We start from the raw sequence: 25,673 nt of genomic DNA on the forward strand, positions 1-25,673 counted from the left end.
AAAAAACAAAAAGAAAAGCATTCTTGTAGAAAACAAGAACACTTTTCTTCGTAAACAAAGGAAAGCGATACCCGCCAGTCAATCGTATCATCGGTTTTTGCCTCAGAATCAATCCGAAGTCAAACGCCATCATATGAAATTGTCAGGGATTGTCATCCTGTGAACCTTCCGGGCCTTGAGACCGTCAAGACTTCAAAATGACATTCGTGATCGCCCACTGTGTAGACGCATCATAATCCCGCAATATAGCTTCAATGGATAGCCCCATGTGCTCCTCCAGCTTCTCCCGGAATTTCTTCTTATACAAGACAGACATGCGGAAGTCCACTTCCAGCTTTAAGCCGGGGGCCTCCCCTTCCAGGGCGTCGGAGCGCGGCGAGCGCCGGTGTTTCGCATAGAAGGTCACAATATTCTGATCGATGCTCACTCTCAGGAGAGTGGTACCGAAGCCGAACAGTTCCTTCGAGATTTCATTGTAATACTGGCACATCTTCTTCTTGCTCTCATTGCTGTCCAGCAGTTCCATGATACCACCTTCATCATTTACTACCGTACATTCGAAGCGTTGACACGTTTGATTATACATAAATATTCGGCATTGGGCAAGCTTTAAGAACAATTTTAGCTTCAAAAAACCTATAAAACCCGAACAATGAAGGTTTAAGCAACCAGGGAATGTCCGGCATTAGCCATCCGAATCAATGATATCCTTCCAGGAAAGAGACAAAAAGCTGCTCTATGGTATCGATATCAGTTGCCCCTACAAGCTCCTGTATAACGTTCCCCTCCGAATCGAAAAAATACAGCGATGGAAATCCGTTTCCGGCATATTGAGCGTATACCTCACCGTCTTCATCGAGCAAGATAGGATATTCGATTTGAAACGATTGAACATATTGCTTCACTTCACTTTCTTCATCACGGTGAGCAAGATTAATGCCATACAGATTAAGTTGGTCCTTGTATTTCTCGTGTAGCGTGACCATCTTGGGTGCATCTTCCTGGCAATATGGGCACCATGATGTAAAAAACAACAGCACCGTCGGCTTCTCCGCAAAATCAACGGTCACCGGCTCCAGATCCTGAAGGCGATTAAGCGTCAGCTGTGCAGCAACCGATTCCCGAGATTTCGCCGGAGCCTTATAATCCGTCACTACCATAAGAACAGCCGCGATAAAAGCCAGCAAAATGATGCCTGTTCCAATTAGACTCCATTTTCCCCTCATAAAAGCTCCTCCACCCTTTAAATATCAGAACCTGTAATTCCTATCGGCAATAAGCCATCGTACCTTTAGGTGAAAATGATATTGCCTAATCAAAAGTTTACCACCTAGTACAATTGATTCCAGTAACAGAGATTACATGCCTGCATGATGTACGCAAAAAAACCCATAAGAAGGCCACTTATTAAGAATGTCCTTCCTATGGGTTTGGTTTCAGTCACATCTTGTCCTCTATGCAAGCCGTGCATAGCCCGGACATGCCTGGATGGCTTTCAAAGCAAAGCGTCTGTCTTCTTGCGTCTCCGCCTCGCTTCGGTTACTTCACATCATCCGCGATGTTTCGGATCCATTGCTCGCTTCCATCCGCTTGACGCACCGACTCATGGGAGATGGTGGCCTCCTGGACATCCCCGAATGCCCAATGCGACTTCGGCATATCCGGGAACAATGGTTCAAGGCCTTGCAGCGGACCACGATACAGCATCCGGTTAATCAAGGTCACCGCTTCAGAACGTATGATGGAATTCCGCGGCTTAAAGGATCCGTCCGGATAGCCGCTCAGGAACTTATTGCGATATAAAGCTTCGATCGCATCGGATGCCCAGTGTCCATCGATATCGTTAAAGTGCATCTCTCCTGACTGGCTGACCTCAAGATCAAGGAATCGCGTCATGACCATCGCCAGCTCGCCTCTCGTCACCTGAACATCCGGACGGAAGGTGCCGTCAGCAAATCCGTTGAAATAGCCATGCTTGGTTGCAATTCGAATATAGTTGGCAGCCCAGTAATCCGATGGAACATCGGAATAAGCTATCGGGGTATCCAGCACGCTATTCTCCGTCAGACGGGCAACAATCGCTGCCAATTCAGCACGCGTCAGGGACCGGTTCGGTTTGAACTCCCCGTCCGGGTAGCCGAGAATGTACCGCTGGTGACTTAGCGATTCATAGCGCGTAGAGAAGACTTGGATCTTCAACGAACCGCGCGCTTCCGAAGCCCCCTGTCCGTTCGCTGTGAAGCTGCCTTTGATATCAAACACCGCTTCCTTGCTATCCAGCTGCGGCCATTTCAATGTCACGATAAACTCCCCGGACTGCTGGCCTGCCAGACGTCCGATGCTCCAGGATATCGTGTTGCCTTCCACCTGACCGCCCTGGGCATCAATCACTTCCGTGCCGTCCGGCAGCGTGATGGTAATTACACCCCCTTGCAGAGGAGAAGCAGCTTCGTTCTTGTACCAAACACGCAGTTTGGACTCCGACCCTTCCTGAACAAGATTGCTGTCTACCGCCAGATCCAGGGATACGGCAGGCTGTTGAGGGCTGCTCCCCGGCTGAGCCGGACTTGATACGTCCCCGCTCGCTGGCCGATATAACTTCACATCATGTTTGACGATATCCCACTCTACGGAAATCGTCTGGCTTGTGTAGCTGTTATAGCCGTCCTTGCGAACAACCAGATAATAATCAGTTTCAGGGTAGACCATGTAAGCATAGAAGCCCTTCGAGTCACTCTTCTGGCTCGGACTTTCATTGTTGTTAGGTTCAAAACCAGGCAGCGGCGGCAAGTATACCTTCGTGTCCGGTGTCACGCCGTTCGCCTTGTTTCTTGCCGTGTTGGCATAATACAAGGTTACATCAGCGCCCTCGATCGGCAATTGGGTATGGCCGTCTGATATGGTTCCGTACGGATCTACAAGATCTTGTACGAGATTCACTTCCCCGTTGGCTTTCAATGCAATCTCTGGATAGCGGATCACATCCGGATTCTGTGGATCACGCTTCCCGTTGATCGCAATTTCCTTGTACTTGCCGGTCGGTCCATGCTCGTCATAAATCTCCATCTCATACCATACTTCAAGCACATACTTCTGCCCGGCTTCCAATCCGTCTGCGGTAAAGACACCCTGTTTACCTAACTCGAACGGCTTCTTGGAGCCGGACGCATCCGTAATATAGACGCCATTCTCATCCTTCAGATAAACCTTCATGTTATCAATCATGCTGTTGTTCAGCAAACTGGTGAGGCCGTTGCTCTTCTGGAACAACACCATGCCTGTGACCGTCTTTTCCGAATCAAACACTTCACTGTTGCCAGCGATTTTATCGACTCTCGCCTTCTGCGCATAGGTTACTGGCGTCGGAACGCCGCCGATCATAACTTCCCGGGTAAATTCCACGTTGTACGTGGCATCTCCCTTCGGAACAGGCAACGAGTAGGCCCCGTGCTCGTCCGTTACCACGGTTGCAATGAAGTCGACGCCCGCCTCGATGATGCCATCGCCATTTAGATCAAGTGTAATCCGGATCGGAGTATGGGCGACAGGACGATGAGATTCGCCTTCTGTAATCATGCCTCGAACGACAGCCGGCTGGAACGTAATCTGAATGTTGTCCTTCCCGTACAATCCTCGTGCAGGCTCATCCACGGTTGCGGTGACTTCAATCGTCTCATTGTTCACGCCGCTAATCTTTGGTGATCTAAACACAACCACCGCTTTGCCGTCTTGGTCCGTTACCGCCGTATGTGGACCCACGAACTCGCCCTGACCTGCGGGCGCTTCAAAAGTCACCGCGACCCCTTCCACCGGCTTTCCGTCTCCGTCCTTCACGACAGCAGTTAATTCCGTCGTTGATTTACCGTCCCCTGGAATGGACTCAGGCTTCGCCAGCAGTGTCAGGTTCGTACCCACCACCTTGAACTGGTTATCCTGCAGCTTCATCTCCGCAGGGAGTGATTGCCCGGCTCCGTTAAACGCCTCGAATGTAACCAGGTGCAGGCCGGCTGCCGTATCCATCGGAAGAACGCAATTTCCTGGAGCTATGCCCAGCGCCATGATACAGTGGCTGTTGCTCCAAGTCCGGTACCCCGCCGCCTCGGCTCCTGCCGGATTGACCTCGGTCAGCGGAACCACAACCCCGTTCACGATGGCGTTTACCTTCTGCGCATGCAGGGAGCTGACAGCGTTAAGCGCGAGAGGTTTGCCTGGGATGGCAGTAACGACCTCGTTATCTCCCTGCTGCTGATCGCCTACCCACCCATCGAGGGTACGGTTAATAACAATCGTCACTTCAGCCGGTTCGCTGCTCTGATGATATACATCATCCGTTACGGTGAACCGGAATGAATCTTTCCCGCCAACGAAGCTTGGATCCGGACGATATATCCAATGCTGGCTTCCATTTGCGGAGGGCTCCAGCGTTCCTTTAGCCGGTTGGCTGATAATGTCATACGTCAGAACGGCACTCTCCGCATCCTCTCCCGTCAGGATCACCGGAATAACACCGGAACCTTCCTCAGCTTCGATGATTTGCGGGTGAGCAATCGGTCTTCCGTCATACGTAATCGTAATGCTGCCTGGCTGCTCCGAGAACTGCTTCCCGTCCTGTGCCCTCCATTGGGTCACAACCGGAGGGTATAGTGGCAGATCCGCTGCAGGCGTAAAGATAACGGAGGCCAGGGTAGCGTAATCAATCGGTCCCGCAATGTCCCGGTAAGTGCCATCGGTTACCGTAGTATACTGAAGCTTCCCTATGGATGGATCCACGTTGACGATGTCAATGAGTTTCAGGTCGTCTCCATCCGCATCGGTCATTTTAAACTCTACTGCTGGGATAACGACCGGCCTGCCTTCAAGTCCTGTCTTCACGACATCCAGAGCGACAGGAGGATGGTTAATGGTAATCGTGACGGTTGCCGGATCTTTCGCATACTGAAGTCCGTCTGATGCGTTCCAGGAAAACGTCACCGTGCCCGTCTGGTTCGCACTCTCCGGCACATACGTCAATGCCGGCAGCTGCGCCCAAGGGATCTCCATTCCCTGCGTGACCGCTGTCTGTCCGAGCATCAAAGTCCCGGTAGATGGCAGTGAAAGTACTGCCACATGGTCAGGTTGCAACGGTGCCTGGTCATCTTGTACCGCCCGGTTTATGCCATCTCCCACCGGAACAGCAGTTGTTCCCTTGTTCACTGGGATGTTGACATTGTCCAGTACTGGCGCCAGGTTCGGCGAAATGACGACTTCGGCATTGAATTGTGCGTACTTCTTCTTGTCCTGATCGTAACCATTCCACTCGAAGGTGACCGGTTGATTGAACCCGCCGCTCGCAGTCGGGATAAATCTCAGGTTCCCTAGCTCCGCAGCATTCAGCTCGTCCCCTGCGGCGACATCATCTTGTCCGAAGACGAGGCGACCGGTGGACGGATCGGGCAGCGTCACGATTTTAACTTTTTCAAGTGTGTTATCCTGCCGCCCATTGATCTTGAACAACTTGTCCTCGAAATCGTTCAGGCTAAACCATGTCGGCTCATACTGAGGTCTGTTGTTCAGCTCGATGTCTTCGACCTTCGGATCAAATGTAGACATCGTATAGATATGCTGTACCTCCATCGGATCGATGTCGATACTGATTGGCGTATTGTTGACATCCTTCGGGCTTTCTGTGAGCGCTCCCCCATCCTCATACAAGATCACGTTAAGCGTGTATTCTTTATTCGGATCGAGCCTCACGTCCTTCAGGACGATTTCATTTTTGTTGAGTGTGTTCGCCTGGCCGCCTCTGATCCGCTTCTGCCCGATGGCCAGGTTCTGATCCACGACATCCCCGCCGATTGTAGCCTTCTCAATTAAGCTGACCTCAATGGAGAAGTCTCCGTTCACCTTCGGCATAAACTCCGTATTAACAATGAGTTCATTATTGACGCTGCCGGGTTCAAGGCTTGCATAAGTAATCTCCCCTTTGCTGCGGGAGCCTCCGTTAATAACAAGCTGCCCCCAGTCCACCGTCATCTGCCAATTGGAGTTGGGATTGCTCGGATCTTGATAGTAGTGATGAATCGTAATCCCTACGTAGTTCTCTCCCTGCACGATTTTGCCGGCCTCGATCGGGAGTACCGTCGTATTCCACTTGGTGTCGCTGCCCGAAAGAGCTCCGACATAAGCGTCTTGGTGCATCTCATTCATATAACCATTATTCGGAATGTTCGCACCGGGAATGGGATATTTCCACTGCGTGTAGCGCTGGTTCATGCGGATATGCTCGGGATTGGACGAGAAATATACGCGGTCCCATTCGCCGTTGGTGCTATCGTTATAGTTCCCGTCTTCCTCATCCACATCATAAGCGCGAATAAGCAGGTAAGCCTCGGCATCACCCGGTACCGGCTTGTCCACATCGAATTTAAACTCGATTGGAAACTTATCATAGTTGTCTGCCGGGGAATTGTTCTGATTCTTGATCCCGATATCCAGGTCTCCGTCTATTCCGGTTGAACCCGGCCCTCCCCAGTTATCATGGTCGACGAAGTAAGTAACGCCTTCAACAGCCCCTCCCGCACCTGAGCTGCTGGCGACAGCGGCGGGGGCAAATGAACTCAAGACGATGGCAATCGTCAAGAGCATCGACAAATACCGTCGGCCCCTCCGTAAAGATGATCTGGTAATCAACATAATTCTCCTCTCCTTTTTTCCCTTGATTAGTGGCACTCTTTTGTATATGTCTCGCTAGCTGCATTCATCAGGACAATGGATGCGACCTATAGATTGTGATCGTTCTCCCTTGTTACTAAGTACCTACTCTTTGTTACTTTCTTCCTAACTTAGTAATGATACCAGCTGCATCTCTACAAAAACTCTACAATGCCAAAATGAAATCAAAAAAATCCCGGCTCCTTTTCTTCTTGATTAAAGGAACACAGGATTTTTGATCAGCACCAATCGGTCGCGTCATAGATCAATGAACAAACGCCGCATGGTCAACCTGTAAAATCTACTTCCCTTATCCTCTTAATTGCGCCTCATTCATCCGCTCTTCGACTATACCAGCACTTCTTCTGTCATCAGCCTCATGAATCTGTCCGGCTCTTCGAAGCAGGCAAGATGCCCGGATTTCTCGAATATGTCCACATGGATGCTTGGCGCTTTAAGCTGTTTAACGTATTCCATAATGAGGTCATGACATATTCGATCATGCGCCCCAGCCACAAAATACACCGGAACCCGAACTTCCCGAATCTGCTCAAACAGATTATGTCCCACAAATTCATCCCAGAGATGCTCGTTGCTAAACGAGAACCCTTTCATGAAACGAAACCGCTCCGGCCATGACAATTCGGGGGTAAACAGATTGCTGATTACATTGATCTGAGTCGGACTTTGCACAAATGCGACGCCCCCCAGCTTTGTCAACAGCTTTCGCTGCTGGACAAAATCACTCATCGTTTTATATAGACCGTTCCTCGGGGCCCCCATACGCTCCAGCACTGCAACTGCCTTTTTCAGTCCTCGCTTCTCTGCCTCCTGATATACCCATTCATACGATCGTCCTTCCTCTGCCGCGCGGTCTGTCGGCTGATTGATGCCCACATAAGCGCGCACCAGCTCCGGGTAAGCATTGACAAAACGCAGCCCGAACAAGGCGCCGAATGAATGACCCATGACAAACAGTCGACGCTGCCCGAATTTCTGTAGAAGCTGGACCGCCAGCTCGCGGGCATCCTTAAGCAGATGGCCGATCGTCATTGTTTCAGGCGGGATTCCGGGCTGATAGTTTTTCCCCGCTCCACGGTAATCCCAATTCACCACCGTATACTTCTCTTCGAGCCCCGCCAAATATCTGCGCTGCGCTCCAGTCTGCGAAGCTCCTGGCCCGCCGTGAAAAAACAGCAGCAGCGGATTGTCGGTGTCATGCCCCCGCAGGACCACCCATTGCGGGAAGCCTCTGAGATTGAATATCTCCATAGAGGCGATGCTCTTCGGCGGATGGCTTCCGTCCTTCGACCGGATCGGCGGCGTGTACCCATGAACAATATGAAACGACATTGCGGTTCCTCCCTTATTCGACCTGCGCTGTAGGAAGACAGACAATGAGTGCTTAAGCATCCTACGCGCGATTGAAGTAAGGGTAGCAAAATTCGAAAAAGATAACCTCCGTCTCCGGGCGTTGATCTAACCCGGTCCGGAGGCGGATTATTCGCCCGGCCTCCTGCCTTTGCGCCACATGCCGGGCTTGATGCTTTGCGCTTCCACGGGATGCCTGCATACGGCTGCACATCGCTTCCCTGTAGAGGGGGCGCGAAGCGCCGGAGGAGCAGCGCGTTCGCCTTTATAATCGGGAAACTCCCTCTTCTCACATTCGTTCCACGTTTCCCGATTTTAACAGCGACCGGAGGCGATTCGCGCACCTTCCCACAAGCACGATCCAATGTGCAGCCTCTTTTCGCACCAAGCGAGAGATGCACGATGCCTTCCTGCATGACGCGGTCAACTGACCGCATGCATTCACTTCCTTGCCCTCCCGCAAAAAGCCCGGCTCCTGCCTTTGCGCCACATGCCGGGCTTGATGCTTTTGCGCTTCCACGGGATGCCCGCATACGGCTGCACATCGCTTCCCTGTAGAGGGGCGCGAAGCGCCGGAGGAGCAGCGCGTTCGCCTTTATAATCGGGAAACTCCCTCTTCTCACATTCGTTCCATGTTTCCCGATTTTAACAGCGACCGGAGGCGATTCGCGCACCTTCCCACAAGCACGATCTATTGTGCAGCCTCTTTTCGCACCAAGCGAGAGATGCACGATGCCTTCCTGCATGACGCGGTCAACTGACCGCATGCATTCACTTCCTTGCCCTCCCGCAAAAAGCCCGGCCTCCTGCCTTTGCGCCACATGCCGGGCTTGATGCTTTGCGCTTCCACGGGATGCCCGCATACGGCTGCACATCGCTTCCCTGTAGAGGGGCGCGAAGCGCCGGAGGAGCAGCGCGTTCGCCTTTATAATCGGGAAACTCCCTCTTCTCACATTCGTTCCATGTTTCCCGATTTTAACAGCGACCGGAGGCGATTCGCGCACCTTCCCACAAGCACGATCCAATGTGCAGCCTTGCCTCGCCCCCGCTCCCCCAATAAGCGCAAAAAAAGCCCGGCCCCCGCAACAGCAGGAGCCAGGCTTTTATAGCCCTTATTATTGTTGCTTCAGGTTGTAGAACGACTTCAAGCCGTCGTACTGAGCGAGTTCGCCCAGGTTGTCTTCGATGCGAAGCAACTGGTTGTATTTCGCAACGCGGTCCGTACGGGAAGGTGCACCCGTTTTGATCTGGCCAGCGTTTGTAGCAACCGCGATGTCAGCGATCGTGCTGTCTTCGGACTCACCGGAACGGTGGGAGATCACAGCGGTGTAACCAGCGCGTTTTGCCATTTCGATCGCGTCGAATGTTTCAGTCAGCGTACCGATTTGGTTAACTTTGATCAGGATGGAGTTACCGATCCCTTCCTTGATGCCTCTTTCCAGACGCTCAGTGTTCGTAACGAACAGGTCGTCACCCACGAGCTGAATTTTGTCACCCAATTTCTCAGTGAGCAATTTCCAACCTTCCCAGTCGTCCTCGGAGCAGCCGTCTTCGATGGTGATGATTGGATATTTCTCTACCCAAGAAGCAAGCAGGTCTACGAACTCAGCAGGTGTGAAGGATTTGCCTTCGCCTTCAAGCACATATTTGCCATCCTTGAAGAATTCCGTGGAAGCCACGTCCATACCCAGCAATACGTCCTTGCCTGGCGTGTAGCCAGCTTTTTCAATCGCTTCAATGATCGAGGACAGCGCGTCTTCGTTGGAAGTGAAGTTCGGAGCGAAGCCGCCTTCGTCACCAACAGCAGTGTTCAGTCCTTTGCCTTTCAGAACCGATTTCAGGTTGTGGAAGATTTCAGCACCCATACGAAGCGCTTCTTTGAAGCTGGAAGCACCTACAGGCAGTACCATGAACTCTTGCACGTCAACGTTGTTGTCAGCATGAGCGCCGCCGTTCACGATGTTCATCATTGGTACTGGAAGCTGTTTTGCGTTGAATCCGCCAAGGTAAGTGTACAGCGGCATAGCAAGCGCCTCGGCAGCTGCACGAGCGACAGCCATCGATACAGCCAGAATCGCATTTGCACCCAGTTTGCCTTTGTTCGGCGTTCCGTCCAGAGCGATCATCAGCTTGTCGATGCTTACTTGATCAAGCGCGTCCATTCCGATCACTTCAGGAGCGATAACTTCGTTAACATTCTTTACTGCTTGCAGAACACCTTTTCCGAGGTAACGGGATTTGTCGCCGTCGCGAAGCTCAACTGCTTCGTGAACACCAGTCGAAGCACCGGAAGGAACGATGGCACGGCCAATTGCGCCGGATTCCAGGTATACTTCAACCTCTACAGTCGGGTTACCGCGGGAGTCAAGGACTTCGCGTGCATATACGTCAGAAATAATGGTCATGGGTATAGTCTCCTTTTGTTAATATGGTATTTGAAACTGGCATTGCTGCCAGGCTGTTTCAGGTGTTTTATTTCTTATTTGCGTGCTGCAATCATCGAAGTGCCCGTCATTTCTTCCGGCTTCGGCAGCTGCATCAGATCCAGAATCGTTGGAGCGATGTCAGCCAGAATGCCGCCTTCACGCAAGGTCACGTTCTCATCGGTGACGATGAACGGAACCGGATTGGTTGTATGTGCCGTATGCGGACGGCCATTCTCGTCGAATACCATGTCGGCGTTGCCGTGGTCGGCCGTGATGATGGCAACCCCGCCTTTGGCCAGAACGGCTTCAACGACTTTGCCTACGCACTCATCCGTGGCTTCCACCGCTTTGATGGTTGGCTCCAGCATGCCGGAGTGACCAACCATATCCGGGTTCGCAAAGTTCAGAATGATGGCATCATGCTTATCCGCCTCGATTTCCTTCACACAAGCTTCAGCCACCTCGTATGCACTCATCTCCGGCTGAAGATCGTAAGTCGCCACCTTAGGCGAGTTGATCAAGACACGCGTTTCGCCAGGAAGCTCCACGTCGCGCCCGCCGCTGAAGAAGAAGGTAACATGTGGGTATTTCTCGGTCTCGGCAATGCGAAGCTGCTTTTTGTTATGCTGTACAAGCACTTCGCCCAGCGTGTTGTCGAGGTTCTTCGGCTTGTAGGCCACGAAGCCTTCGACCGTTTCGCTGAACAGCGTAAGGCACACAAAATGCAGGTTCTCAGGGAACTTCGGTCCCCGCTCGAAACCGCGGAAATCCTTGTTCGTGAACACTTGGGACAGCTGAATCGCACGGTCAGGACGGAAGTTCAGGAACACAACCGAATCTCCGCTCTCCACGAGGCTGACCGGGTTCCCCTGCTCATCCACGATCACCGTCGGTTCAACAAATTCATCATAGATCGACTTCTCATAGGAGTCTTCAATGGCCTTGAGCGGGTCCGTATATTTCGGGCCGTCACCGTATACCATCGCACGGTAAGCCTTCTCTACACGGTCCCAGCGCTTGTCGCGGTCCATTGCGTAGTAACGGCCAGATACCGTAGCAATCTTGCCGATGCCAATCTCTTCGATCTTGGCGATCAGGTCCTTGACGAATTGACGCCCGCTGTCCGGAGCGACGTCGCGTCCGTCCATGAAGCCATGAATGTACACCTCGTCCAGGCCTTCTTGCTTCGCGAGATCCAGCATGGCAAACATATGCTCGATATGGCTATGTACGCCACCATCGGATACAAGCCCGTACAGGTGAAGCTTCTTGTTGTTCTTCTTGGCATTCTGAATGGCCTCAACCAGGGTTTCGTTCTTGAAGAACTCCCCTTCACGAATCGACTTGCTGATCCGGGTCAAGTCCTGATATACAATCCGTCCTGCACCAATGTTCAAGTGGCCGACCTCGGAGTTGCCCATCTGCCCTTCCGGCAGGCCTACAGCTTCTCCGCAAGCGGTCAGTGTGGTGTTCGGATATTGTTTCAGATAACGGTCATAATTCGGCTTATTCGCCTTAGCGACCGCATTTCCTGCCTCCGTATTGCGCAGCCCGAATCCGTCCATGATGATCAGGGCTACCGGTCTTGGTGCTGACATCTTACTTCGCCCCCTCAACGAGTTGAATGTAAGAAGCTGGCTGCAGGCTGGCACCGCCGACGAGAGCGCCGTCAATGTCGCTTTGCCCCAGATACTCCATTACATTCTCAGGCTTCACGCTGCCGCCGTACTGAATGCGAACCGCAGCTGCAACGTCTTCCCCGTACAATCCTTTCACGAGATCGCGAATATATGCAATCACCTCGTTGGCATCTTGCGCCGTGGAGGATTTGCCTGTGCCAATCGCCCAGATCGGCTCATAGGCAATGACGACATGAACCGCTTGGTCTGCAGGAACACCTGCGAATGCAGCTTCGGTCTGCACTTTGCATACGTCCTTCGTCTTCCCTGCTTCACGTTCTTCGAGCTTCTCGCCAACGCATACAATCGGAAGCAGTCCGTGACGGAATGCCGCATGCACCTTCTTGTTGACGATCTCGTCGGTTTCCGCAAAGTACTGACGACGCTCGGAATGCCCGATAATGACGTAGTCCACGCCCAGATCCTTCAGCATGGAACCGCTGATTTCTCCGGTAAATGCACCGCTGTCTTCATAATGAAGATTCTGAGCCCCGATCTTGATGCTTGTTCCTTTCGCAGCTTCGACCAGAGCCGGAAGCGTTGTGAACGGCGCGCAGATGACGCTCTCAACGCCTTCTACTTCCGCTTTGCCCTTAACTTCCTCGAAGAAGGACGTTGCTTCCGGAACCGTTTTGAACATTTTCCAGTTGCCAGCTATGATTGGTGTTCTCACTAGGTTCACTCCTTAAATATTCCCCGCCATCCCGCGGGGAACTGCTATCTTGCGTCTTTACCCATTCGTGTCTTACTTGTCGTTCAGAGCCACAACGCCAGGAAGCGCCTTGCCTTCCATGAATTCAAGGGATGCGCCGCCACCCGTCGAGATGTGGTCCATCTTGTCAGCTACACCGAACTTTTCAGCTGCTGCAGCCGAGTCTCCGCCGCCGATCACCGTGTAAGCAGACGTTTCCGCACAAGCTTGCGCTACAGCGCGAGTACCGTGGCTGAACGGTTCGATTTCGAACACGCCCATCGGCCCGTTCCATACGACCAGCTTGGAGTTTTTAATCACTTCTGCATACTTCTCGCGTGTCTTCGGACCGATATCAATGCCTTCCCAATCTGCTGGGATGCTGTCGATCGTGACCACCTTGGTGTTTGCATCTGCACTGAAATCGTCAGTTACTACGATGTCTTCCGGCAGGTAGAAGTTTTTGCCCAGCTCTTTAGCTTTCTCAATGAAGCCAAGCGCCGTATCCAGCTTCTCTGCATCCAGCAGGGATTTGCCGATTTCATGGCCTTGCGCCTTGAAGAACGTATAGGCAAGTCCACCGCCGATGATGACATTGTCAGCCAGTGTAAGCAGGTTGTTGATGACATCGATTTTGTCCTTAACTTTGGAACCGCCGATGATCGCTGTGAACGGACGATCCGGGTTCGACAACGCTTTGCCCAGAACAGACAGCTCCTTCTCCATCAGAAGACCGGATACAGCCGGCAGATGATGGGCAATGCCTTCTGTCGAAGCATGCGCACGGTGAGCTGCACCAAATGCGTCATTGACGAACAGATCAGCAAGCTCTGCGAATTGCTTCGCCAGCTCCGGATCGTTCTTCTCTTCGCCTGGATAGAAGCGCACGTTCTCAAGCACGAGCACATCGCCGTTTTGCAGCTTCTCCACTTGAGCCTTAACCGCTTCGCCTACAGCTTCATCCGCCTTCGCAACCGGTTTGCCAAGCAGTTCGGACAGGCGCTCGCTTGCCGGATTCAGGCGCAGCGATTCAACAACCTCGCCTTTCGGGCGACCCATGTGGCTGGCGAGAATGACCTTCGCGCCTCGCTCAATCAGGTAATTGATGGTTGGCAGTGTCTCGCGGATACGAGTATCATCTGTTATTTTACCATCCTCAAGCGGTACATTGAAATCGACCCGGACAAAGACGCGTTTGCCGTTTACTTCTACATCACGTACACTTTTCTTGTTCATCTCCACGTTCCTCCTAGAAACTATTCTCCCCAGCCGACAGCAGGTGCTCTTCATCTCTTTATGTCGTCCAAAGCCCGGCGTGTTGTCTATGTGTTTAAGTGCATGGCTTATGGCTTAAAAACAGGAAAAACCATGAACCAAAGAGGAGCACCCTTAAGCGGAACTCCTCTTCGATTGAATGGTTTAAATCAATTACAGACCTTTGCTTGCGATGTAAGCAGCGAGGTCAACAACGCGGTTGGAGTAGCCCCACTCGTTGTCATACCAGGAAACGACTTTAACCATGTTGTCGCCAACTACCATAGTAGAGAGCGCATCAATCGTGGAAGAAGCCGGATCGCTGTTGTAGTCGCTGGATACAAGCGGCTCGTCGGAGTAGTTCAGGATGCCTTTCAGCGGGCCGTCAGCTGCAGCTTTCAGCGCATCGTTAACTTCTTCTTTGGTTACGTTCTTGGACAGCTCAACAACGAGGTCTGTAACAGAAACGTTCTTCGTAGGTACGCGCATAGCCATACCGTTCAGTTTGCCTTTCAGTTGTGGCAGGACAAGGCTAACTGCTTTTGCCGCACCAGTTGTGGAAGGAATGATGTTCTCAGCAGCAGCACGAGCACGACGAAGGTCCTTGTGCGGCAGATCGAGTACTTGCTGGTCATTCGTGTAAGAGTGAACCGTAGTCATCATGCCTTTCACGATGCCGAACTTCTCATCAAGAACTTTGGCGAAAGGAGCCAAGCAGTTCGTTGTACAAGAAGCGTTGGAGATAATGGTGTGGTTAGCTGGATCGTATTTGTCTTCGTTAACGCCCATAACGATCGTGATGTCTTCGTCAGTAGCTGGAGCGGAGATGATAACCTTCTTCGCGCCGCCTTTCAAGTGAGCGGAAGCTTTTTCTTTAGCAGTGAAGATACCTGTGGATTCAACCACGATTTCAACACCGTATTCAGCCCAAGGAAGAGCTTCTGGGTTACGCTCAGCGAATACTTTCACTTCACGGCCGTTTACAATAAGCGCGCCTTCTTTAGCTTCAACTGTTGCATCCAGTCTTCCGTGAGTTGTGTCATATTTCAAAAGGTGTGCCAGTGTGCTCACGTCAGTCAAATCGTTGATTGCCACGATTTCAACTTCACTGTTGTTCAGCGCAGCGCGGAACACGTTACGTCCAATACGTCCAAAACCGTTAATACCTACTTTAACCATTAGCAGTTCCCTCCATATTTGCTTTATTTGTATATATTCAAGACCGCCAAAAGGTCAGTCATGACAACAATAGCTTGAATGTGCGGCCAATGCCTGCGAAAAAGGGACAATTCCATATGATCGCAGCACTTCAGGCTCCATTCAGGCATGCAGCACTTAGGCGCTCCACCCCGTTCAATCCTGGTCCATGGTCCTTTAATGCTAGAGCGTCTCTATTTCTTTCATAACTTCCAGCGCAGCCGCTTCGTCCGTGACCAGAATGTCTTCATGGCCGAATTTCAGCACAGCGTGGATCGCTTTGCCCTTGCTTCTTCCTCCTGCGATGCCAATGACGATCTCGGTGCGCATAATATCTTCAAGCCGAAGACCGAGCGTAAGCATCTTGTGTACGACCTCACCTGATTCGCTGAAATAGTATCCGAAGGATTCCGCAATGGCACCGTCTTTCTGCAGACTGTCAATCGAGCCGTCATCCAGCTTGCGCCTGCGGGCCATCTCCATGGCGTCGCCGATGCCGTGAATGATAATGCGTGATTGACGGATGACATGCACAATCTCCTGAATATGCTGATCATGCACAAGAGACTGATAGGCATCCTCGCCCAGCAAATCCGGTACATGCAGCAGCCGGTATTCCGCGCCAACCCGTTTGGCCATCTTGGAAGCGATCGTATTCGCCTGAATCTCCACACTCTCTCCAAGGCCGCCCCGAGCCGGTACAAACCAGCTTCCCTTCAAAGGGCCGCCGGCAAGCGCGGTCATCTGCTCTGCCACTTCGGCAAGCGTTGATCCGCCCGTGACGGCAATCGTGTCTCCGCTATGAACATAGCTGAGGAGCGTTCTTGCTCCGACACGGCCAAGCTCACGCTTCACATCCGGGGAAGATTCACTGTCGCCAGGAATGACAACAACCTTACGCAAGCCATAAGCCTTGCGAATCTTCTCCTCCAGGCGGGCCAGACCGAACAGCTCCTTCATCATCGGCTCCAGCTGTTCCAGCAAACAGATGCCGGCATCGCTGATCCGCATTCCGACCGTCTCGATCTCAATCAGACCTTGTGCCTTCAGAAGATCGGTCTCCGCTCTGAGCACACGCTCGGTCATCTCGAGTGATCCGGCGAGCGTCCTCCGTCCGACAACTCCAGACAACCTGATCTGATGAAGGATCGTATACCTTCGTTTAAGAGTGTCCATGAGATCTGGCAGAAGCTGCTCTTGTATTTCTAATAGGTCACGCATGCATTCCACTCCTGCAAACTTCGTCTCGACGCTCTTTATGTTGGACGTAAAATGTCCCGGGTAAGCAATTTAAGTCCCACCCTTATTCTACTCAATTATTATGCAGGTTGCAAGGGGTCCGAAAGTATATTTCTCAGCCTCAGGCATTCTTATACATTATGGCCAAATGATGCTTGGGTCTAGACAAAAACAATCTTTTGAACGACTTCTTGTCTTTTGTTCAAACTTGTTGTATAATCAATTTCGTTGCTAATTTTTTATGCGCCCGTGGTCCAATGGATATGACGTAGGCCTCCGGAGCCTGAGATCGAGGTTCGATTCCTCGCGGGCGCGCCATATCATCATTACTGTTTACCCGCATAGTGCCTGAGATGGCTCTTTTTTTTACCCGATAGTTTGACTTTCTTTGACTTTTTGATTTGAATTGTTTATCATGTGGGTAATACGGTAACAGTATTTTAAAGAGGACTGTACTTAAGAGGAGGTTTTCCACGTGAGTTTTATACCTATGGTCGTTGAACAAAGCAACCGCGGCGAGCGGGCGTACGACATCTATTCCAGATTGCTGAAAGACCGCATTATCTTCCTCGGCTCCGATGTAAATGACGTGGTCGCCAATTCCATCATTGCCCAAATGCTGTTCCTGGCAGCAGAGGACCCTGAAAAGGATATTCATCTTTACATCAACAGCCCGGGCGGTTCGATTACCGCCGGCATGGCCATTTACGATACGATGCAATTCATCAAGCCGGATGTTTCGACCATCTGTGTCGGCATGGCGGCTTCGATGGGCGCGTTCCTGCTGAATGCAGGTGCCAAGGGCAAGCGCTTCGCGCTGCCTAACAGCGAAATCATGATTCACCAGCCGCTTGGCGGCGCACAAGGCCAGGCAACGGATATCGAAATCCGCGCCCGCCGCATTCTGAAGATGCGCGACAAGCTGAACCGCATCCTCGCAGAGCGTACCGGTCAGCCGCTTGAGCGCATCGAGAAAGACACCGATCGCGACTACTTCATGACTGCTGAAGAAGCCAAGGAATACGGCATCGTCGATCAGGTTCTGGAGAAAACTCCGGCGCAAGGACTGTAAACTCAGCCGGAAACCTTATTTGCATAAAAAAACGGGCAGGCGCCGAATCGGTGCCTGCCCGTTTTTTCCATAACTCTTGTACTCGACGAGTCTGCTTACATAACTGCAGCCCTTACTTCCACTCCTTCAGCTTCAGCTCAAACTCCGGAAAACCGTAAGCATACGCCGTGTACTCATACAGCTGGAAGAAGAGCACCGCTGCGCCGTCCTTCAGGTAGAAATCGGCATCGTCCGATACGCCTTCAAACCCGCCGAGATAGCCCTCATTCGCTTTGAATTTCTTCAATACATAATCATTCAGCTTCTTCTTGCCGTCACCCTTCAGGTTAATGACGTCCCCGAGGCTTTGCAGCGATCCGTCCTCCAGCGAGAACGTATAACCCTGGCGGTAAGTCATCCCATGCGCCCCGCCCGTATACGTGTATTCACTCGTCAAGATGCTGAGCAGCCCCTCTGCGTTGTAGGTCACTACAAAATCGCCCTGGAACTCATACTCCATCCCCGGCTCAGGCGATGGCGCTTCCGCAACCTGCTCCTTCGCCGCCTCGATGAACCGCTCGGCATGCTGCTTTAGCGTCTCGTTGATCGCAGACTGCGCTTTATCGTTGCCAAGACCGCTGATCTGGGCATAGCGCACTTGAATGTTGGCTTTATCCGTGGACTCCTTCAATGTTTTGGCAGAAATTGTGATCGCATTTTGCTTTTTCGGCACCATCGAAAGCGTCTTCTGCGCCGCATTCCACTGTCCTTGAACGCCCATATAATCACTGAGCACTTTATACGGGATATACAAACGCCCATCGATGATCTGGCCTCCAGGCTCCCCTATGTAAAGCCCGTTAACCGATAGGCCGATGTCTTTCGAGGCATACACCACCGCTTTCAGACGGTTGTATCCATCGCCCAGCGTATAAGCACGCGCTTTAGCATCATACTTAATCGGCAAACCGAGCGCGTCTCTGACGGCGGTAGCTGGCACATATGTAACACCGTTGGACAGGATTCCTTTTTGCGGCAGCACTTTGCCATTCCATTTCAGAACAACTTCCTTGCTGGACTTCTTCTGGCTGGCCGCGGCCGCCTGTGCCGATCCGTTCGCCTCAATCACCTGCCCGGTCCATCCGAGGCTTCCGATCAGAACACCAGCTGCAATGAACGATGCACATATACGGAGATTACGCTTCATTTCGAAATTCCACCTTTGTCGTTTTTGTTATGGGGTCAATTGAATAAGTTGCTGTTATTGTTCACTTCCTTTCCCATTATAATCCTTCATGCTTGGTCTATAGGTAACAATACGAATGACAATTTTGATTCCGGGGCCGAGGGCCTATCCCCGCTCATGCCTTCCCGGCCAAACTCCCTAACCTCGGGATACAGCGGCGAGCTCAGGTTCGAGAAAATGACTTCTCCAGACATAGGTCCGAGGATGTGACGGCATACAAAGAAAAGGCCTGTCGATTCGACAGACCTTTTCCCGCTTTCTATATTTAACAAACGATAACAGCTTTGTTACCGGCCGCTCTTCAGTTCGCTCCACAGACGGTCGTACAGCTGCAGCGCCTCGCCCACATTATCGAGCCATTCGGTCCGCGCCAGCTCTTCGTCTGTCAGATTGATCATCGTATTGTTGCGATAATCTTCGCTGTGGAATTCCATCGCTTTGGTATTCGGATTGCTGTATCCGATATACTCAAAGTTCTTGGCGCTCACTTCAGGCTCCAGCATGAAGTTGATGAACTTCTCGGCCAGTTCCTTGTTCTTCGCACCTTTCGGAATCGCATAGTTATCGGAGAAAATCGTCGCTCCCTCTTCAGGCACAACATAGGCCACATCCGGATTCTCAGCCGCGATAAACGCCGCATCCCCCGACCATACGCTCGCAATCCAGCCCTCTTCCTGCATCATCTTCTGTTTGATGCTGTCCGTGTCGAAGGCAAGCACATTCGGAAGAAGCGTCTTCAGCTCCTCCACCGCTGCGGTAATCTCCGCCTCGTCGGTCGTGCTGTTCGATTTCCCGAGCTTCTTGAGCGCCAAGCCGATCACCTCGCGATTATCGTCAAGCAGCAGCACCTTGCCCTTATATTCGGGATTCCACAGATCTTCCCAGCTGTTAATCTCATCCTGAATATACTTCGTGTTATATGCAATGCCCGTCACACCGGTGGTGTACACAATCGAATATTGGTTGCCCGGATCGTAGGACGGGTCCTTGAACGTGTCAGAAATGTTCTCGAAATTCGGGATATTGTTCATATCCAGCGGCTCCAGCAGGTCTGACTCAATCATCGTTTTGACCATGTAATCCGAAGGCTGAATCAGATCATATCCGCTTCCGCCCGCATTGATCTTGGCCAGCAGATCCTCATTGTTGGCATAGTTGTCATAAGTGACCTTCACATCAAACTTTTCCTCGAAATCCTTCAGCACCTCGGGATCAAAGTTATCCGCCCAGCTGTAAATATGCAGCGTTTCCTTCTCTGAGCCACAGCCTGCCAAAAGGCCTACCGACAATACCCCAACCAAGCCTGCCGCCAGCAGACGGGTCCATCCTCTTCTTTTCAATTCCTTATCTCCTCTCTTCCTCGTTCCGTTTTTTGGGATCTTTTGAGATCATCCCTCTATCCGAAAAAGCAAATTTGCTTTAAATCGGCAATGTCTTGTGTTTCTTGTCATTGTTGCCCCGGTTAAGAATGTATTGGGACAGCAGAATCAGGGTAATGCTCACCAGGATCAGCAGTGTACACAGGGCGTTAATCTCCGGCGATATCCCCCGCTTAACCTGGGCGTATATATAGATTGGCAGCGTCGTTGAACTCGGCCCCGCCACAAAAAAGCTCACCATAAAATCATCCAGCGACAGCGTAAAAGCAATCAGTGCACCGGATATAATCCCCGGGGCAATCTGCGGCAGCGTCACATGCCGGAACGTCTGCCACGGCGTGGCGCCAAGATCCTGCGCAGCCTCCTCCAGCTGCTTGCCCATGCCTGACAGCCTTGCTGTCACAACTACATAGACGTAGGACAAGCTGAATGTAATATGCGCAATCATCACCGTCGTCTTGCCTAGCGGCATGTTCAGTTGGCTGAACATCACCAGCAGCGACAGCCCCATAATGATGTCCGGGATGATAACCGGGAGATACAGAAGCCCGTTCATGCCGCTGCGTTTCTTGCCGCGCAAATCTCGCAGCGCCAGCGCCGCCGCTGTGCCGAGCATGGTCGACACCACTGTGGATGTAATCGCGATCGTCAGGCTGTTCATCAGCGCTTCCCTGACATGGCGATTCTGGAACAAGGATGTGTACCAGTCCAGTGTGAAGCCTTCCCAGTTGCCGCTAAGTCTCGCGCTGTTAAAAGAATAAATGATAATGATCAGAATCGGCATATAGATGAAGGCCAGCATCAGGTACGAATGGATCCCCAGCAGGGGATGGCTGCGCTTCTTCACGCTCTTCCCTCCCCTACTCGTTGATGACGAGCCTGCATCGCCCGGTTAAACAGCAGAATCAGGATCAGGGATGTCACGACAAAAATCACTGACAGCGCCGCGCCGAACGGCCAATTACGTGCCCCCAGAAACTGCGTCTGAATAATGTTGCTGATCATGGTCGACTTCGCACCGCCCAGAATATCCGTCACCACAAACATGCCGGAAGTCGATACATAGACAAGCACCGCACCGGTCATGATGCCCGACTTGCTCTGCGGCAGCGTCACATGCAGGAACGCCTTCCATCTGGAAGCGCCGAGGTCGCTTGCGGCGTCCAGCAGACGCTTGTCCATCTGCTCCAGCGCCACGTAGATCGGCAGCACCATGAACGGAATGAAGTTATAGACCATGCCCATCAGCACCGCGCCGTAGGTATACAGCATCTGAATCGGCTCATCAATCCAGCCGAGCCAGAGCAATGCGCTGTTGACGACCCCTTGCGTTCGCAGCAGCAGCACCCAGGCATACGTGCGGATTAGAAAGTTGATCCAGAACGGAATCGTAATCAGGACCAGCCCCCAAGTCTGAACCCGCGGGGACGCGTTCGCTATATAATAGGCCAGCGGATAGCTGACCAACAAACAGATGACCGTAGTCAGAAGCGACAAAACCAGCGTGTCCCAGTAGATCCCCAAATACAGCGGATCAAAAAAAGTGCGGTATCCCTCCAGGTTGAACTCAAATACAACTCGGCCAAGCGTGTCCCTCGACAAAAACGAGATGCCCACCACGATCAGCATCGGGATCACTAGGAACAATGACAGCCACAACAGGACCGGCGGCAGGAGAAATCGGGAATTTCTCATGGCTCGATCATCACCTCGTCCTTGTCGTTCCAGTTCACCCCTACAGCCTCACCGATCTGCCACGGACGTTCATCCGATATATCGAGCGCCACCGTCACTTTCATTGGCTCGCCATCCAGCTGCACCAGCAATTTATGCACGCTGCCCAAATATTGAATGTCCTCAATGACACCCGTCTTCTTCGCACCCGGCTCCCGCTGAGCCACCATCTTCTCGGGCCGAACAGCGATAAGCCCCTCCGGCGATGAGAAAATATTGTTCTCCCCGACAAAGGTTGCAGCGAACAGGGTCTGCGGTCTCGCATAGATCTCGCGCGGCGTGCCGATCTGCTCCACCTTGCCATTATTCATAATGACGATCCGGTCGGACATCATCATCGCTTCTTCCTGATCATGCGTCACATAAACAAATGTAATCCCAAGCGTACGCTGCAAATGTTTCAGCTCGGACTGCAAGTTTTTGCGAAGCTGCAAATCCAGCGCGCCAAGCGGCTCGTCCAGCAGCAGCACCTTGGGCTTGTTCGCAATCGCACGCGCAATGGCGACACGTTGCTGCTGACCGCCGGAGAGCTGATGCGGAAAGCGATCCCGCAGCGCCGACAGCTGCGTCATTTGGGCAGCTTCATCTACACGCTCCTTGATCTGGGCACGCGGCATCTTCTTCATCTTTAGCCCAAACGCGATGTTATCTTCAACGGTCATATGCGGAAATAGGGCATAATGCTGGAATACGAGGTTCAGATCCCGCTTGCTTGCAGGAACATCCGTCACGTTCTGCCCCGCGAGCCATACCTGTCCATCCGTAGGCTGCTCGAAGCCTGCGATCATACGGAGGATCGTTGTCTTGCCGCAGCCGCTTGGGCCCAGCAAGGTCAGGAATTCCCCTTCCTTAATGGAGAGCGACAGCGGATGCACGACCGCCTGTCCCTGAAAATGTTTTTCAATCTGGACAAGCTCAATCATAGCATCAACCCCTTTCTAATGGTGCCCTTACATGGGATAGAGCGTGAATACTTGCGCGCTTATATTCGCGGGCCTATTCGAAACCAGTAAGAAGAAACGGCAATTCTGCCCGAAGGCAGACCCGTTTCTCAAGAATAATCGTATATCATGCGTCGTTTAAGAAAAAAAAGCCATATCCATGGGTATGGCTTTACCGATGTTCATCAAATTCAGTTTTTTGCATATTCACTATACATTGTTTTCCCACTATGTACAACACTTTTCTGCGGATTTCGACAGGGTAAAGACGGGATATTCTTCAAGAACATGGCAGCGCTGGGCGAGCAACCGGAAACCCTCATCCCCAGCTTCCGCAGTGGACAAGAACGAAGCCCTTGTCTCAACACAAACACCCGCCTGCATATACAGACGGGTGCTGACCAGCCCTCCAGCAGTTCTACGCGCTGCATCGCAGCGGCACAAAGCCCGAGAGCTTAATTCCGACATACTATTTCAGCTCATATTGAACGTTAAGCTGGGTAACAATTTTGATCTCGCCCGGCTCAAGCGAGGTGCCAGCACTTTCTGCTTTCGACGCCAGGCCGTCCGCCGCGGCAAACGTAATGATATCATTCATCGCCGAACCTTCCGACACATTGATGATCGCTCCAAGCTGACGCTTGGCTGCATTGGCAATGGCGCGCGCCTTCAGATCGGCATTCGCAATCGCCTTTTCAATCACTTGCGCCTCGTAAGCATCCCGATCGGCAACCGAGAAGCGGGCGTTGCCAATGATGTTCGCACCCGCGTCAGCCGCTGAATCCAGCACGTCTCCGACCTTCGTCAGGTCAAGAAGCGTAACCTCAAGCGAATGATAAGCGGTATAGCTCTTCAGCGTGCGTCCGCCTTCATCCGAATACGTGTAGTTTGGCTGTACGAAGAACTGCTCCGTTTTGATATCCTTCTCGTTGATCTTCCATGTATCCTTCAGCAACGCTGTAATCTTCTGAACTTTCTGCGCATTGCTTCTTTGCGCCTCTTTTGCTGTTGCCGCCGTAGACTCACTGCCAATGGACAGGTAGACGATGTCCGGCTTCACAGAAATTTCGCCTTTACCCACCACCGTTACCACACTGCGCGGCGTCTCAGCCGCATATGCTTCCGTCGCACCCCCGATTCCGGTGACAGCTGCGCCTCCGGTCAGCAGCGTCCCTGCAATCATTACTGCACCAACCCGTTTAACCCACTTGTTCATTGTTCATTCGCCTCCTCAGTTTTGGCCCTTGTATGCTTGCCTTACCCTTCTAACGGTGCTCAGTTGGTAAATGTTGCATCAGACGCTGCGAAATTATCATATTTATTATGAATCATGGATCCCTGCATGGCATGCATGACAAAAAGACGGGCAACCGCTCCCGTCTCATCCCAACCCATTATGTAGAATACCCCTCGCTTGCTTATGTTAAAAAAAGCCTTGCAGATGACAAGACTTTTCTTAATGACAGGTATTGTTTATTGATTTTCGAGCTCTTCCTTGCTCACCAAATTCATGAGCGAGGTAACCGCTTGCTCAGCGTCGGCTCCTTCTGCGCTAATGTAAACCTCAGTTCCGGAACTGATAGCTAGGCTCATAATTCCCATGATACTTTTGGCATTTACTTTTTTATCATCTTTTTCGACGAAAATTTCAGAGGAATATTTATTCGCTTCCTGAACGAACAGCGCGGCCGGTCTGGCGTGTAGACCCGTCTTCAGCCGAACGACTACCGGGTGCTTTGTCATGAAAATTACCCCCTATCTTATAAATCTGCTGAATTGAAAGCGCGGTGATATTTTATCATATTATAACATTTAACCATACAGGACACTAGCAGAAAAAATGTTATCCGTTTCGAATCTTTTCCGCCAGTTCATCAATCTTGCGAAGACGGTGGTTTACCCCGGATTTGCTGACCGTCCCCTTGAGAAGTTCCCCGACTTCCTTCAGGTTCATATCCGGATGAGCCAGCCGAATTTCGGCGACCTCCCGGAGCTTGTCAGGCAAGTTCTCCAGGCCGACTTCCTTCTGCAGCAGCTTGATGTTCTCAATCTGGCGAATCGCCGCCCCGATGGTTTTGTTCAGATTGGCCGTCTCACAGTTGACGATGCGGTTGACGGAATTTCTCATATCCCGCATGATCCGGACATCCTCGAACTTGAACAACGCCTGATGCGCTCCGATCAGGTTCAGGAATTCGATGATTTTCTCGCCTTCCTTGATGTAGAAGATGAACCCTTTCTTCCGCTCAATACAGCGGGCATTCAGGTGAAATTCATTGGCAAGCTGGACAAGAGACTGACAGTGCTCCTCATACATCGTGGCGATTTCCAGGTGATACGACGAGCCCTCCGGGTTGTTGACCGAACCCCCTGCCATGAAGGCACCCCGAAGATATGCCCGCTTGCAGCAATTGTTGCGGACAATCTGCTTGTCAATCCGTGGCTGAAACAGAAATCCTTCCGACACAATACGCAGCTCCTTCAGAATTTCCTGAACCTGAGCCGGTATGCGGACGATGTATACATTATTCTTCTTCAAACGCATTTTTTTACGCACCAAAAGTTCAGTATGCGCCTGGAAATGCTTCTTGATTAAGGAATAAATGCGCCTTGCAATCGCGGCGTTCTCCGTCGAAATATCCAGAATCACCTTTTTGTTCGAAAGCTGAACCGATCCGTTCATCCGGATGAGCGCAGACAGTTCCGCTTTCTCGCAGCAGCCCTGGCTTTCGACCATGGTCAACTCTTTCTTGGTTTGAGCCGCAAAGGACAAGG

At 51.8% G+C, this 25,673-nt stretch carries 19 protein-coding genes and 1 tRNA gene; 2 read left to right on the plus strand and 18 right to left on the minus strand.

Going from position 1 to position 25,673, the window contains the following annotated elements:
- Positions 1 to 184 precede the first annotated feature (184 nt).
- The 10 genes from MKX64_RS09230 to MKX64_RS09275 all read right to left on the minus strand — a co-directional run bounded on the left by MKX64_RS09230 (position 185) and on the right by MKX64_RS09275 (position 16,529).
- Positions 185 to 526, minus strand: coding sequence for a Na-translocating system protein MpsC family protein (locus tag MKX64_RS09230; protein ID WP_095267724.1), 342 nt, complete (start codon positions 524 to 526; stop codon positions 185 to 187).
- Between the two features lie 172 nt (positions 527 to 698).
- Positions 699 to 1,226 carry a TlpA family protein disulfide reductase gene (locus tag MKX64_RS09235; RefSeq protein ID WP_341035701.1) on the minus strand — a complete coding sequence of 176 codons (528 nt, stop codon included), beginning with the start codon at positions 1,224 to 1,226 and terminating at the stop codon, positions 699 to 701.
- 313 nt (positions 1,227 to 1,539) lie between these two features.
- A complete protein-coding gene (locus MKX64_RS09240) occupies positions 1,540 to 6,672 on the minus strand; it encodes an S-layer homology domain-containing protein (RefSeq protein ID WP_341035702.1) in 5,133 nt (1,710 codons plus the stop codon).
- Between the two features lie 366 nt (positions 6,673 to 7,038).
- A complete protein-coding gene (locus MKX64_RS09245) occupies positions 7,039 to 8,043 on the minus strand; it encodes an alpha/beta fold hydrolase (RefSeq protein ID WP_341035703.1) in 1,005 nt (334 codons plus the stop codon).
- Positions 8,044 to 9,176: 1,133 nt separating this feature from the next.
- Positions 9,177 to 10,466, minus strand: a complete 1,290-nt coding sequence (eno, locus tag MKX64_RS09250) for a phosphopyruvate hydratase (RefSeq protein ID WP_095267858.1) — start codon at positions 10,464 to 10,466, stop codon at positions 9,177 to 9,179.
- Positions 10,467 to 10,540: 74 nt separating this feature from the next.
- Positions 10,541 to 12,085 carry a 2,3-bisphosphoglycerate-independent phosphoglycerate mutase gene (gene gpmI / locus MKX64_RS09255; protein WP_155618331.1) on the minus strand — a complete coding sequence of 515 codons (1,545 nt, stop codon included), beginning with the start codon at positions 12,083 to 12,085 and terminating at the stop codon, positions 10,541 to 10,543.
- 1 nt (position 12,086) lies between these two features.
- Positions 12,087 to 12,839 carry a triose-phosphate isomerase gene (gene tpiA, locus MKX64_RS09260; RefSeq protein WP_330164004.1) on the minus strand — a complete coding sequence of 251 codons (753 nt, stop codon included), beginning with the start codon at positions 12,837 to 12,839 and terminating at the stop codon, positions 12,087 to 12,089.
- A 72-nt stretch (positions 12,840 to 12,911) separates the two neighbouring features.
- The gene (locus MKX64_RS09265) at positions 12,912 to 14,093 is read right to left on the minus strand and encodes a phosphoglycerate kinase (RefSeq protein WP_095267855.1); all 1,182 of its coding nucleotides are present in this window, start codon (positions 14,091 to 14,093) and stop codon (positions 12,912 to 12,914) included.
- 192 nt (positions 14,094 to 14,285) lie between these two features.
- The gene (gene gap, locus MKX64_RS09270) at positions 14,286 to 15,290 is read right to left on the minus strand and encodes a type I glyceraldehyde-3-phosphate dehydrogenase (RefSeq protein ID WP_095267854.1); all 1,005 of its coding nucleotides are present in this window, start codon (positions 15,288 to 15,290) and stop codon (positions 14,286 to 14,288) included.
- Between the two features lie 201 nt (positions 15,291 to 15,491).
- The gene (locus MKX64_RS09275; protein WP_095267853.1) at positions 15,492 to 16,529 is read right to left on the minus strand and encodes a sugar-binding transcriptional regulator; all 1,038 of its coding nucleotides are present in this window, start codon (positions 16,527 to 16,529) and stop codon (positions 15,492 to 15,494) included.
- Between the two features lie 261 nt (positions 16,530 to 16,790).
- Between MKX64_RS09275 and MKX64_RS09280 the strand changes: the two genes are divergently transcribed.
- Positions 16,791 to 16,865: transfer RNA gene (locus MKX64_RS09280), tRNA-Arg, on the plus strand.
- Between the two features lie 157 nt (positions 16,866 to 17,022).
- Positions 17,023 to 17,619 (plus strand): ATP-dependent Clp endopeptidase proteolytic subunit ClpP, encoded by a 597-nt coding sequence (gene clpP, locus MKX64_RS09285; protein WP_095267852.1) that lies wholly within the window; start codon positions 17,023 to 17,025, stop codon positions 17,617 to 17,619.
- A 112-nt stretch (positions 17,620 to 17,731) separates the two neighbouring features.
- Here the strand turns inward: clpP and MKX64_RS09290 are convergent, their stop codons facing one another.
- The 8 genes from MKX64_RS09290 to whiA form a co-directional block, all read right to left on the minus strand.
- Positions 17,732 to 18,805, minus strand: a complete 1,074-nt coding sequence (locus MKX64_RS09290; RefSeq protein WP_095399238.1) for a PdaC/SigV domain-containing protein — start codon at positions 18,803 to 18,805, stop codon at positions 17,732 to 17,734.
- 326 nt (positions 18,806 to 19,131) lie between these two features.
- Complete coding sequence (locus MKX64_RS09295; RefSeq protein ID WP_095267850.1) at positions 19,132 to 20,184, minus strand: ABC transporter substrate-binding protein; 1,053 nt, start codon at positions 20,182 to 20,184, stop codon at positions 19,132 to 19,134.
- A 79-nt stretch (positions 20,185 to 20,263) separates the two neighbouring features.
- Complete coding sequence (locus tag MKX64_RS09300) at positions 20,264 to 21,025, minus strand: ABC transporter permease (RefSeq protein WP_155618373.1); 762 nt, start codon at positions 21,023 to 21,025, stop codon at positions 20,264 to 20,266.
- Between the two features lie 41 nt (positions 21,026 to 21,066).
- Entirely contained in the window at positions 21,067 to 21,918 is an 852-nt protein-coding gene (locus tag MKX64_RS09305; protein ID WP_095267848.1) for an ABC transporter permease, read from the minus strand.
- Entirely contained in the window at positions 21,915 to 22,880 is a 966-nt protein-coding gene (locus MKX64_RS09310; RefSeq protein ID WP_095267847.1) for an ABC transporter ATP-binding protein, read from the minus strand. The genes MKX64_RS09305 and MKX64_RS09310 overlap by 4 nt, the downstream gene beginning before the upstream one ends.
- A 487-nt stretch (positions 22,881 to 23,367) precedes the next feature.
- Positions 23,368 to 24,114, minus strand: coding sequence for an SIMPL domain-containing protein (locus MKX64_RS09315; RefSeq protein WP_095399239.1), 747 nt, complete (start codon positions 24,112 to 24,114; stop codon positions 23,368 to 23,370).
- A gap of 257 nt (positions 24,115 to 24,371) precedes the next feature.
- Positions 24,372 to 24,641, minus strand: a complete 270-nt coding sequence (locus MKX64_RS09320; protein ID WP_095267845.1) for an HPr family phosphocarrier protein — start codon at positions 24,639 to 24,641, stop codon at positions 24,372 to 24,374.
- 100 nt (positions 24,642 to 24,741) lie between these two features.
- Positions 24,742 to 25,671: a DNA-binding protein WhiA gene (gene whiA, locus MKX64_RS09325; RefSeq protein WP_095267844.1), complete on the minus strand. Its 930-nt coding sequence runs from the start codon at positions 25,669 to 25,671 to the stop codon at positions 24,742 to 24,744.
- Positions 25,672 to 25,673 lie beyond the last annotated feature (2 nt).

Source organism: Paenibacillus sp. FSL M8-0334 (assembly GCF_038000405.1).
In the GTDB taxonomy this organism is placed as follows: Bacteria; Bacillota; Bacilli; order Paenibacillales; family Paenibacillaceae; genus Paenibacillus_AQ; species Paenibacillus_AQ campinasensis.